General features: G+C 56.0%; 13 protein-coding genes. 6 read left to right on the top strand and 7 right to left on the bottom strand.

Features of this window, described 5'->3' with window-relative positions:
• Positions 1–81: 81 nt before the first annotated feature.
• Genes ACK4S7_RS12545 through ACK4S7_RS12535 form a run of 3 tightly spaced genes read left to right on the top strand, consistent with a single transcriptional unit; the run spans position 82 to position 3,377 of the window.
• Positions 82–1,239, top strand: a complete 1,158-nt coding sequence (locus ACK4S7_RS12545; RefSeq protein WP_409647420.1) for a hypothetical protein — start codon at positions 82–84, stop codon at positions 1,237–1,239.
• A complete protein-coding gene (locus tag ACK4S7_RS12540) occupies positions 1,236–2,570 on the top strand; it encodes a lipopolysaccharide biosynthesis protein (protein ID WP_409647418.1) in 1,335 nt (444 codons plus the stop codon). The genes ACK4S7_RS12545 and ACK4S7_RS12540 overlap by 4 nt, the downstream gene beginning before the upstream one ends.
• 33 nt (positions 2,571–2,603) lie before the next feature.
• On the top strand, positions 2,604–3,377 hold the full coding sequence (locus tag ACK4S7_RS12535) for an FkbM family methyltransferase (RefSeq protein ID WP_409647415.1): 774 nt from the start codon (positions 2,604–2,606) through the stop codon (positions 3,375–3,377).
• Positions 3,378–3,392: 15 nt separating this feature from the next.
• Here the strand turns inward: ACK4S7_RS12535 and ACK4S7_RS12530 are convergent, their stop codons facing one another.
• The 4 genes from ACK4S7_RS12530 to ACK4S7_RS12515 form a co-directional block, all read right to left on the bottom strand.
• Complete coding sequence (locus tag ACK4S7_RS12530) at positions 3,393–4,283, bottom strand: alpha/beta hydrolase (RefSeq protein WP_409647412.1); 891 nt, start codon at positions 4,281–4,283, stop codon at positions 3,393–3,395.
• A gap of 110 nt (positions 4,284–4,393) precedes the next feature.
• A complete protein-coding gene (gene rpsI / locus ACK4S7_RS12525; protein ID WP_409647409.1) occupies positions 4,394–4,885 on the bottom strand; it encodes a 30S ribosomal protein S9 in 492 nt (163 codons plus the stop codon).
• Positions 4,885–5,364, bottom strand: coding sequence for a 50S ribosomal protein L13 (rplM, locus tag ACK4S7_RS12520; RefSeq protein ID WP_409647406.1), 480 nt, complete (start codon positions 5,362–5,364; stop codon positions 4,885–4,887). The genes rpsI and rplM overlap by 1 nt, the downstream gene beginning before the upstream one ends.
• Before the next feature lie 142 nt (positions 5,365–5,506).
• On the bottom strand, positions 5,507–6,523 hold the full coding sequence (locus tag ACK4S7_RS12515; RefSeq protein WP_409647403.1) for a COX15/CtaA family protein: 1,017 nt from the start codon (positions 6,521–6,523) through the stop codon (positions 5,507–5,509).
• A gap of 168 nt (positions 6,524–6,691) precedes the next feature.
• Between ACK4S7_RS12515 and ACK4S7_RS12510 the strand changes: the two genes are divergently transcribed.
• Genes ACK4S7_RS12510 through dxs form a run of 3 tightly spaced genes read left to right on the top strand, consistent with a single transcriptional unit; the run spans position 6,692 to position 9,556 of the window.
• Complete coding sequence (locus ACK4S7_RS12510) at positions 6,692–7,057, top strand: MerC domain-containing protein (protein WP_409647401.1); 366 nt, start codon at positions 6,692–6,694, stop codon at positions 7,055–7,057.
• Positions 7,058–7,110: 53 nt separating this feature from the next.
• On the top strand, positions 7,111–7,569 hold the full coding sequence (locus ACK4S7_RS12505) for a Fur family transcriptional regulator (protein ID WP_409647399.1): 459 nt from the start codon (positions 7,111–7,113) through the stop codon (positions 7,567–7,569).
• 55 nt (positions 7,570–7,624) lie between these two features.
• Positions 7,625–9,556: a 1-deoxy-D-xylulose-5-phosphate synthase gene (gene dxs / locus ACK4S7_RS12500; RefSeq protein WP_409647396.1), complete on the top strand. Its 1,932-nt coding sequence runs from the start codon at positions 7,625–7,627 to the stop codon at positions 9,554–9,556.
• Between the two features lie 21 nt (positions 9,557–9,577).
• Here the strand turns inward: dxs and ACK4S7_RS12495 are convergent, their stop codons facing one another.
• The 3 genes from ACK4S7_RS12495 to lspA form a co-directional block, all read right to left on the bottom strand.
• Positions 9,578–9,991, bottom strand: coding sequence for a DUF3035 domain-containing protein (locus ACK4S7_RS12495; RefSeq protein WP_409647394.1), 414 nt, complete (start codon positions 9,989–9,991; stop codon positions 9,578–9,580).
• Positions 9,992–10,015: 24 nt separating this feature from the next.
• Positions 10,016–10,267, bottom strand: coding sequence for a DUF3035 domain-containing protein (locus ACK4S7_RS12490; protein ID WP_409647392.1), 252 nt, complete (start codon positions 10,265–10,267; stop codon positions 10,016–10,018).
• Positions 10,264–10,745: signal peptidase II (gene lspA / locus ACK4S7_RS12485; RefSeq protein WP_409647390.1), on the bottom strand; the 482-nt coding region annotated here is incomplete at its 5' end. The genes lspA and ACK4S7_RS12490, both read right to left, overlap by 4 nt.

The following is a 10,745-nucleotide window of genomic DNA, read 5'->3' as shown; positions in this document are numbered from 1 at the left end:
CTCCGAAAAGCTGCTTCGGATGGCAGCGCAGAAAAACTGGCAGGTGCGCAACTTTTCCATTGATACCGGGCACTGAAGCACGTGAAAAAAATCTGTTTCCTGTTCAACCATGATCAAACGCACCAGATCGCGCATAGCCTGCCGATCGCGTTGCAGATGATTGGAAGCCGTGCGGCTGAGGTTACGATTGCGGTGACAAGCGCGGTGTTGGAGGGGGAAATCCGCAGGTTGAGTGGCGCTGCACTTCAAGGGGTAAACATTATCCAGTTGAACACCCAATCAATGCTGTCGCAACTGCTCGTGCGCGGCTTGGACAAGGTGGTGCCCGCTCGTAAAATTCTCATATATCGTGATAATCTTGACTTTTTCCGGCAGTTCGACGCGCTGGTCGTTTCCGAGAAATCCAGCCTGATATTGAAGACACGATATGGATTGCGTGATTTGAAATTTATTCACACCCGGCATGGGGCGGGCGACAGGGCAATTGGCTTTAACGCTGAAAGTGCGCAGTTTGACCTTATTCTGGTATCTGGAGAGAAAATCCGGGAACGCCTTGTCCACGACGCCCATGTTGCGCAGGACAAAATCCGCATCATCGGCTATGCGAAGTTTGACATTGCGGCACCGGATCGAAAGCCGCTGTTTCCGCATTCTGACCGCCCAACCATATTGTATAATCCACACCCGTCACCGCATCTATCAAGCTGGTTTGAGTTTGGTGCAGATGTGTTGGAACAGTTCTACCACAGTGACCGGTACAATCTGATTTTCGCGCCTCATGTGATGCTTTTTGCGCGCCCATGGGCGATGACCATCGACAGGCTGTCCATCGCGCGCGCCAAAAAACCTGCGCGCCGATATTATGATGCTGCGCATATGCTGATAGATTTGGGCAGCGCCGCGTGCACTGATATGACCTATACCAATGCCGCTGACCTTTATCTGGGTGACGTAAGCAGCCAAGTTTATGAATTCCTGTTCCGTCCCCGTCCATGCTTGTTTCTGGACGCCCACCAGACGGATTGGCAGGGCAATGCGAATTACCGCCATTGGACAACTGGCCCTGTCAAAACTGACGCAAGCGACATCATCGCGGCAGTGGACGAGGCGTTTGCGACCCACGCTGCATATAGTGACGCGCAGCGCGCCGTTCTTCAGGACAGTTTTTCCGTGACCGATGAACTCGCCTCTTTGCGCGGCGCAAAGGCCATAATCGATTATCTGGGCGAGCCAAGGTGACGAAGGAGAATAGCCCTCTGTCAGTAGCACCAAATTCGCCCGTGCGTCGAATTGCAGGCAATATGGGCCGACTGTTGTCGGGCAAGGCTGCGGCGGGTGTCATTAGCCTTGGGTCGATTGCGATTGCCGCCCGCGTGCTTGGTGTCGAACAATATGGGGTGCTCAACCTCGTGCATGGCTTTGCAACGCTCATGGGGGGGACAATCGCCTTTTCCGGTTTCCACGGCATGGTGCGTTACGGGGCGGAAGCACTTAACCGCGGTGCACATAGCCAGTTTCGCAATCTTGTACTGTTGCTCGCCCTCATCGAACTTGGCATGGCGGCGGTCGCCATCGCGCTGGCGATGCTGCTGGTGCCGTGGGTAGGTGCGTCACTGGGATGGAGCTCCGAAGCCATTCAGTTCGGCGGAATATATTGCCTCGCCATTTTCGCGACCGTACGCGCAACGCCGCAAGGCCTGCTTCAGTTGGCAGAACGCTTTGACCTTATCGGCCTGCATCCCACGATTATGCCACTTATTCGTCTGGCAGGTGCGCTTGCAATTTATTTCACCGGTGGCGGACTGGGTGCCTTTCTCTGGGTGTGGTTAGCCGCCGCAATTGCCGAGGGCGTGTCCATGTGGGTCCTGTGCTGGATCGGCACACGGCATCTGGCGATTTCAGCAGATGGACGTCCGACGCTAAAAGGTACACGGCGGGAGAACCCGGGTATCGTGCGATTTATTGCCACTACCAATCTGGACCTAACCTTGCGCGACATTGCTCCAAAGGCCACCCCGCTTATCATTGGCTGGATGCTTGGGCCTGCCGCTGCCGGGCTGTATGCCCTCGTGCAAAGAGCAAGTGCAATTTTGATCCAGCCCGCCCAAATGCTTGGTGAAGCTGCCTATCCGGTGGTGACGCGGCTGTTGATTAGCGGTGATGACAAGGCCGCAGGCAGGGCCGTCCGCCGGTCCGCCATTTTTGCAACCATCACGGCGCTTGTCGCAGCCGCTATCATGAGCGTGTTTGCTGACAGAGTTCTTATACTGCTTGGCGGTGCAAGCTTTGCCGGGGGGGCGTCGTTGCTGATCCTTGTCGTCCTTGGCCGCGCCATGATGGCTGGCATGCCTACACTGTCCGCAGCTTTAACGGCACAGGGGCGACCATGGGTGAGTGCCCGCGCTAATCTGGCCAGCAATATCGGAATGTTGCCCTTGCTGCCCGTAATCATCTGGTGGCTTGGGTTGAACGGCGCGGGGGTGCACGGGATATTGCAAAGCGCTGTCCTCGTCAGCCTCCTGATTTGGAGTTATTACCGATCCTCCCTTGCGCCCCGGACCGGGATGTGATTACGCGCCCACAGACCGCGCGGGGGACTTGAAATGACGAGTGTGGATTTTCTGATCAAGCAGCTCAAAAAGGCTGTGGTTCTTCCTTATGCCAAATTGAGGGCGAAGCTAAGCGGCGAAGGCACGGGCTTCAGCCGTTCCAGCTATGGCGTGTTGCTGAAAACAAACTGGCGGGACCGCACATTTATTTACTGTCGGTTTGCCGTTTACGGTCATGGCCTGTCAGGTCATCTCAAATCGATCAAGCAACCCTTCGTCTTCCTCGACATTGGTGCCAACCAAGGTCTGTATAGTCTGATCGCCGGCCAAAACCCGCATTGCACGCGCGCTATCGCGCTTGAGCCGGTACCGGACACGTTCGCGCGACTGCGCCAAAATGTCGACGCCAATGGTCTTCAGGACAAAGTACAGGCTGTGGAAGCTGCACTGTCAAACCAGCATGGGACAGCCAGGATTGTCTTCGACGCCGCGCACAGTGGACTTGCGTCCTTGCGCGATGATGGTGCTGACGGCCTTGAGATTAAAACCATCGATATGGAAGCTTTGGACAACCTGCTTGGCGACCCCCCCATGCTGGTGATCAAGGTTGACGTTGAAGGTCATGAAGCTGCGGTAATGGCAGAGCTGGTCAAATCGCGGTTCCTGTCACGCATCCAGTCGGTGTTTTATGAAGTCGATGCCAAATGGAGCGATGCGGACAGCTTGCGCGCAATTCTGGAAAGTGGCGGATTCAACGATTTTACCACGTTCGGGCGGGGCAAGCATTACGACGTTCTCGCCACCTGCAAGCCCGCCTTGGTGCGTTGATCCGCAATTGCGATGTTATTGTTGTCCGTGAGCGTTGATAAAGTTCACAATGTCGGCGATGACAGGTGCCTTATTCCGAAACGGGCGCGCAATCGCCATGATAATGTCGGCATGATCTACGCCGGGATAAATCTTCAACTGTTGCGCTCCGCCAAGCTCCTCAATTTTTGCCGATAGAATCTTGCTGTTGCGCGGTTTGACCACCGTATCCTTGTCGCCCGTCAAAAGCAAAAGTGGCGGTGCATCGGCCCGCGCGTAGGTAATGGGCTGAGTCTCCGTCAGATCAGGCCATTGCCCCAGCGCGATTTTAGAGGACTCTGTTGTCAGCGGCAGGAAATCATAAGGCCCAGCAAGGCCAATAACCCCTTTGATAATATCGGGTTTAAGATTGTTCGCGGCCAGCCATTGCGGGTCAAGCGCAGTCATCATCGCGATATGCGCGCCCGCACTATGCCCCATGACGAAAATGCGGTTGGCATCACCAGCGTGCTTGGCAACATTGTCATGCACCCATGCAACTGCCGCTGCTGTGTCCTCCACAAAGGCGGGAAAGCGCACCGTCGGCGCTTTGCGGTAATCGGCAACCACGGTGACAAACCCGCGTGATGCAAATGCACGCCCTAGAAAGCCATAGCCGTCACGTTCGCCATCACGCCATGCACCGCCATGGAAGAAGATCAATACGGGACGCGGCGTTCCGGCTTTTTCCGCCGGGGTATAGATATCAAGCTTTTGCCGCATATCATCACCATAAGCTATGCCGGTCAGGGGCGCCTGCATATGTTCAGATGCGCCTGGCGCAATACGGTCGACGAAATCCAGCTTTTGGGGATCGGTCTTGGTCCAGAACCAGATGCCCGAACCAACCAAGCCAAGCAGCAGCGCGATGAGGATATATTTGATCATGCGATATATCTGCACGTCAACACACTATCCGACAACGGAAAAAGGCGGCCCCATTGGGAGCCGCCTTTTTTGAATAAGCCGCAAGGGTAAGCTTGCCGGACTGAATGACTTTAACGCTTCGAGAACTGGAAGCTCTTGCGCGCCTTGGCCTTGCCGTATTTCTTACGCTCGACAACGCGGCTGTCGCGGGTCAGGAAGCCTTCCGACTTCACTGCGCTGCGCAGCAAAGGCTCGTATTTCGAGAGCGCTTGCGCGATGCCATGCTTGACGGCGCCGGCTTGGCCCGAAAGTCCACCGCCCTTGACGGTTGCGATCACGTCATACTGACCGGTACGCTCAGTCACACCGAACGGCTGGTTTATGACAAGGCGAAGCGACGGACGTGCGAAATACACTTCCTGATCGCGGCCATTGACGACAATCTTGCCAGTGCCAGGCTTCAGCCAGACGCGGGCAACGGCGTCCTTGCGGCGGCCAGTTGCATAAGCGCGGCCTTGCGCATCGATTTCCTGTTCACGAATGACAGCAGCGATCTGCGCAGGCGCCTGAACGTCGGCGCCCAGGGTTTCGAGATCAGCGAGCGAAGTTGCAGTTTCGGACATTATGCACCCACCTTGTTCTTGCGGTTCATGGAAGCGACGTCGAGCGTCGTTGGCTGTTGACCGGCATGCGGGTGGTCAGTGCCGTTATAGAGGTGCAATGCACGCATTTGTGCACGGCCCAATGGTCCGCGTGGAACCATGCGCTCTACGGCCTTTTCAAGGACACGCTCGGGAAACTTACCGTCGAGTATCTTGCCGGCAGTGATTGCCTTGATACCGCCGATGTAACCGGTGTGACGATAATATACCTTGTCAGTCAGTTTCTTGCCGGTGAACTTCACCTTGTCGGCATTGATGACAACAACATGGTCGCCGCAATCAACATGTGGGGTGTAGCTTGGCTTGGTCTTGCCGCGCAGAATATTGGCGATGATGCTAGCAACACGGCCAACAACCAAACCTTCTGCGTCAATAAGGATCCACGATTTCTCCACGTCCTGCGGACGGATGGATTTCGTAACTCTGGATAGCGTTTTCATCGCTAATCGCACCTTTCGAAATTTTGTAGAACTGTAGAATCATTGCTGATCTACACACGAAGCGGTGCCAATGGCGATGAAAGCCCCGATAGTCAAGCAAAAGCGGGGTTTTTAAGACGGGTATAATAATACCACTCTCTGATTAGGCCGCTTTGCGCCCCAATATATGCGCGCCCCACACGGTCGTTGCGACGACCAAAGCGCCGACCGCTTGGTGTGACACGGCAAGCACGATATTCACGCCAGTCATTACGGTAGCAATGCCCAGGATGATCTGGACGCCAAAGGCGCTGTGAATCGCGACGGACGCACTGCGCACCCCTGCCTGTCTGACTCGACGGGACAGCAAGACAAGTGCAATCACCGCGACCCATGCCCACCAGCGGTGCACAAAATGCGTCAGATACGGGTCATTCACCAGTGCATAAAACATGCCCTTAGCGGTACCGACCCCATCTGGATAAAGCCGGTCGTTCATCAAAGGCCAGGTGTTGGACACATAACCGGCATTCAGACCAGCGACCCAGGCACCGAACAGCATTTGAACAAACAGAATGGCAAAGACCGCAGCCGTAAAGCGCGTAACTTTTGCCGACCGCGCTGCAGGATTGTTCGCGAGCATCCTTAAATCAAGCGCAGTCCAGACAAGCCCGCCAAGAATGATCAGCGCGGTAAGAAGATGCACGGCAAGGCGATAATGGCTGACATCAGTACGGGCCGAAAGACCGGACGATACCATCCACCAGCCAATGGTGCCCTGAAGACCGCCCAAAGCGAGCAACGCAAGCAAGCGTGGCTTATAGCTCGTTGGAATAGCTTGCTTCACCCAAAACCAAGCAAGTGGCAATGCGAAGGCCAGGCCAATGACGCGGCCAAGCAGACGGTGCACCCATTCCCAGAAATAGATGAATTTGAATTCGGCCAAGGTCATTCCGGCGGGCCCGTTGATTTCGGTGTATTCGGGAATTTGCTTATACTTTTCAAACTCTGCGGCCCAACTCGCTTCGTTGAGCGGGGGCAATGTCCCGGTAATTGGCTTCCATTCGGTGATGGAAAGGCCAGATTCCGTCAGACGCGTAATGCCGCCGACAACCACCATCACAAACACGAGACCAGCGACAAACATCAACCAGTTTATAAGCGCGCCCGGTCTTGCCATATGCAACTTGGATGCGGGAGAGGAGTTAAGCGCAATATCCATGGCAGCCGATATGCCCCGTAATGCTGCGCCCCGCAAGCAGGCAGCACTTGCAAAAAACGCCAAATTAACTGCAAATAATGTGATGTAATGTTGTAACGTGCAGCGAATCGGTGTAGGGCCGAAGTCATGACACGTGTTTGGCACAAATGGCGATGGGACGGATTGGGCTTAAGCATAGCTGGCCTGTGCCTGCTGCATTGCCTTATAACGACGGTGTTGCTTGCGGTTCTCGCGTCTGCAAGTGGCCTGTTGCTTGACCCCGTCATTCACGAGGTCGGGCTTTTTCTTGCCATTGCACTCGGCATATTGGCACTGGGCAAGGGCTTTCGTGATCACGGGCTGTTCATGCCTGCCACCATCGGGGCGCTTGGTATCGGTATGATGGGCGGCGCACTCACACTGCCCCATGGCGGCATGGAGATCGCCTGCACCGTGATGGGCGTAATCTTTCTTGGGTTTGGCCATTTGCTGAACCACCGGGCAAGAATCTGAACGCCAACTGACGGTCGATTGACCCGCCCCGTGCCAAAGCCTACATAGGCTACATGGCAGCACATAACCACCACGAGCATGCAGGCGCGTCGCTCGCGCACGCAGCAGAGGCCGCGCTTATTGAAGCTGGCGAACAATGGACTGACATGCGGTCAGACATTTTCGCGGTACTGGCTACGTTTGAAAAGCCAGCTTCGGCCTATGACATTGCCGACCTTGTGTCGCAGCGTCGCGGCAAGCGAGTCGCCCCTAATAGCGTCTATCGTATCCTGGACCTGTTTGTAGCGACAAATCTTGCCCGCCGCGTCGAAAGCGCCAATGCATATATTGCCAACTCCCACCCCGGATGCCTACATGATTGTATCTTCCTGATTTGCGATAGCTGCGGGACTGCGACCCATATCGACGACGACGCTTTGACCATGAGCGTACGTGCAGCGGCGGAACATGCTGGTTTCGCACAGGTTCGGCCAGTCATCGAAGTGCGCGGGAAGTGTGCTGATTGCGGGTGAAAGATCCGCAATTACCCGTTCGACAGCCCGATAAAACGGCGCTAAAGCTTAAGCCATGACACATTCCCCTGACACGCCGTTGCTTGACACGGTTAAAGTGCCCTCGGACCTACGCAATCTAGCAGCGTCGCAGCTCCGCCAGCTTGCCGATGAACTGCGTGCTGAAACGATCTCGGCAGTGTCGGTAACTGGTGGGCATCTGGGCGCCGGGCTTGGCGTAGTGGAGCTAACGACGGCTATCCATTATGTATTCAACACGCCCGATGACCGGTTGATCTGGGATGTGGGCCATCAATGCTATCCGCACAAAATTCTCACCGGACGCCGCGACCGCATCCGTACATTGCGCACTGGTGGCGGGCTTTCCGGCTTTACCAAGCGCAGCGAGAGCGAATATGATCCGTTTGGCGCAGCGCATAGCTCGACTTCGATTTCGGCAGCCTTGGGCTTTGCAGTAGCAAACAAAATTGCCGGCAAGCCCGGCAAGGCGATTGCGGTGATCGGCGATGGATCGATGTCGGCAGGAATGGCGTACGAGGCCATGAACAACGCTCAGGCAGCGGGAAACCGCCTCGTAGTCATCCTGAATGATAATGACATGTCAATTGCCCCGCCCGTCGGTGGACTTTCGGCTTATTTGTCGCGCCTCGTGTCCTCAAGCGAATATCTTGGGCTGCGCAGTCTTGCCAGCAAGGTTGCCAAAAGATTGTCGCGTCGAATCTATACCGCAGCGTCCAAAGCCGAAGAATTTGCCCGTGGCATGGCCATGGGCGGCACCTTGTTCGAAGAACTTGGCTTTTATTATGTTGGTCCAATCGACGGCCATAATCTCGACCAGCTTATTCCGGTTCTCGAAAATGTGCGCGATAACGCCGAAGGCCCAGTGCTGATCCACGTGGTCACGCAAAAGGGCAAGGGCTATGCCCCGGCGGAAGCCGCCGATGACAAATATCACGGCGTCGTAAAATTCGACGTGATCACCGGCAAGCAGGAAAAGGGTCCTGGCGGCGGTCCGCCAGCCTATCAAAACGTCTTTGGCGAAACGCTGGCAAAGCTTGCCGACACTGACCCGAAAATTTGCGCGATCACAGCCGCAATGCCGGGCGGCACTGGCGTAGACAAATTTTCCGCTGCGCACCCTGAACGGTCATTCGACGTCGGTATCGCCGAGCAGCATGCGGTGACCTTTGCCGCTGGCCTCGCTGCGCAAGGCATGCGCCCGTTCTGCGCAATCTATTCAACCTTCCTGCAACGCGCATACGACCAGGTCGTGCACGACGTTGCGATCCAGAACCTGCCTGTGCGCTTCGCCATTGACCGCGCTGGCTTGGTCGGCGCAGACGGCAGCACCCATGCCGGGTCGTTCGATATCACCTATCTGGCAACCTTGCCTAATATGGTGGTTATGTCTCCTGCCGATGAGGCAGAGCTGGTCCACATGACCTATACGGCCGTCCTGCACGACAGTGGCCCGATTGCGTTCCGTTATCCACGTGGCAATGGCACTGGCGTTCCCTTGCCCGAAGTGCCGCAGCAGCTTGAAATCGGCAAAGGCCGGATCATGCGCGAAGGCAAGAAGGTAGCGATCCTGTCGCTCGGCACGCGGTTGGCAGAGGCGATGAAGGCCGCCGATACCCTTGATGCCAAGGGTCTTAGCACCACCGTCGCTGACCTTCGTTTTGCCAAGCCGCTCGACGAAAAGATGATCCGCCACTTGATCGCTACGCATGAAGTTGTCGTAACCGTCGAGGAGGCGGCCATCGGTGGCCTGGGTGCACATGTCCTGACGCTGGCGAGTGATTCAGGCCTGATGGATACTGGTCTAAAAATCCGCACCATGCGCCTGCCCGACATTTTCCAGGAGCATGACTCGCCACAGAAGCAATATGACGAAGCTGGCCTGAACGCACCGCAGATCGTGGAAACCGTGTTGAAGGCACTTCGCCACAACAGCGCTGGCGTAGAAGAAGCGAGCGTGAGCGCTTAAAACCGCGCCTATTCGCTCAAATTAACCGGGAATAACGGCCTGAGCGGTTTGGCCGTCACCTTCGGGCGCGGAAATAATATCGCGGGTGATGCTGCCCTTGTTAATCGTGTTAGTCTGGGGATCGCCGACCGACGAACGTATGCCGAGTTCAGCCGAACCGGGCTGGGTTGAGATAGCGCGTTCTGCTGCCGAACGCGGAGCCGCGCCGCCGAACAAGGCTTCCAGCACTTGCTCCTGTCCCGCTTCGGCAGGTCGAATAGCCGCCGCAGCCGTTGGTTCAAGCGCAAAGTCTGGCGGGACCACCAAAGGCGCAGCACGGCCAGCGGCCGATGCAGATGCCTGGTTTCCACCCAGCAGATTTCCCACAGACGCACATCCTGTCAGCGCGGGAGCCGTCAAAGTAGCGATGGCGAGAAGAACAGATTTCTTATTCATATACTTATCCAATTTCTAACCGGATCAAGGGCGGGGTGCAGGTGCAGCGCCACCAAACATGGCATCCAGAACCTGCTGTTTTGTATCGCCATCTTGCGGACGCGGTGCATTGGGTGTGGGCGCTGGCAGAATGAATTCGGCCGGTACTTCAATGGGCTTTGACCGGGTTACTGCAAATTCATCGGGGCGGTCACGTTCGTAGATGCTGGTCGTTCCGCAGCCCGAAAGCGCGAGGACGGCAACTGACGCCGTCGCTAAGAATGATATCCGCTTCATGACTTCTCCACTATGTCGGCGTTGCTTGCAGGTTCCTGAACATCAGCCCCGCGACCAGTTTCCTTGTCGCCTATCAGGAACGCGCGGGCAAGCAATATCAATACACCAATGCTGATGCAGGCATCGGCCAAGTTAAATATATAAAATGGTCGGAAAGCACCAAAGTGCAGGTCGGCATAATCGACAACATAGCCATAGCGCACGCGGTCAACAATATTGCCCAGCGCACCGCCAAGTACCAGTGACAATGCCAGCACATCACCGCGTAACTTTTCGCGCCACATCCACACAGCGACCCCCAACGCAATCACTGAGGTCAAAGCGACAAGCGCCCAACGCTCGCCATCGCTGTCAGCCGTCAGGAAACTCATGGAAACACCGCGATTTTCGGCATAACGAAGGTCAAAGAAAGAGATGATGTGAATGACGCCGCGATCCTTGAGTTGCAGCGGTCCAAGCATTGCGAATTTCACAAGCT

The sequence above is a fragment of the Sphingorhabdus sp. genome, assembly GCF_046292425.1.
Classification (GTDB): domain Bacteria; phylum Pseudomonadota; class Alphaproteobacteria; order Sphingomonadales; family Sphingomonadaceae; genus Sphingorhabdus_B.
The sequence above is the reverse complement of the archived record's forward strand: the minus strand, read 5'-3'. Positions and strand labels throughout refer to the sequence as shown.